Source organism: Microvirga zambiensis WSM3693 (genome assembly GCF_016735695.1).
In the GTDB taxonomy this organism is placed as follows: Bacteria; Pseudomonadota; Alphaproteobacteria; order Rhizobiales; family Beijerinckiaceae; genus Microvirga; species Microvirga zambiensis.
The window spans coordinates 1-580 of record NZ_JAERQD010000241.1; the positions used below are offsets into that span (position 1 = coordinate 1).

At 68.8% G+C, this 580-nt stretch carries 1 protein-coding gene; it reads left to right on the forward strand.

Annotated elements, in window-relative coordinates; all coding sequences use genetic code 11:
* Window positions 1–503, forward strand: a 503-nt coding sequence (locus JKL46_RS35095) for a transposase (protein WP_201843076.1), incomplete at its 5' end; no start/stop codon positions are given.
* Between the last annotated feature and the right edge of the window lie 77 nt (window positions 504–580).

The following is a 580-nucleotide window of genomic DNA, read 5'->3' on the forward strand; positions in this document are numbered from 1 at the left end:
TCGTGCGTGGCTTTGCCGAGACGACACACCGGGCCAAGAGCTGGTCGCGCGAGCGCCGGGTGATCGCCCGCATCGAGGCCACCCGCCTCGGGCTCGATATCCGCTTTGTGGTCACCAACCTGACCGGCACCAGCCCGCGCGTCGTCTACGAGAGCCTGTACTGCGCCAGGGGTCAGGCGGAGAACTGGATCAAGTTCCACAAGGCGCAACTCGCCTCCGACCGAACCTCGTGCCGGCGCGCGGTGGCCAACCAAGTCCGCCTGGTGCTGCACACGGCGGCCTACTGGCTGATGCTGTCCGTGCGCGATGCGATCCCGGCGACACGTGATCTCGCTCGGGCCGAGTTCGCAACGCTGCGGCTGCGCCTGCTCAAGATCGCCGTGCGGGTGCAGGAAACGGCGAGCCGCATCCGCTTGGCCTACGCGTCCTGCTGTCCCGAAGCCGACCTCTTCCGGCGTCTGGCTTGGGCTCTCAGCCCTCGGCCGCGGGCAGCGTCGCCGTGAACGGCGGGGCCACGATCGCCCCGATCATCCCAGCCAATCCCTGCAAACGCGTTCCCCACGTTCCAGAGCTCGCTGCG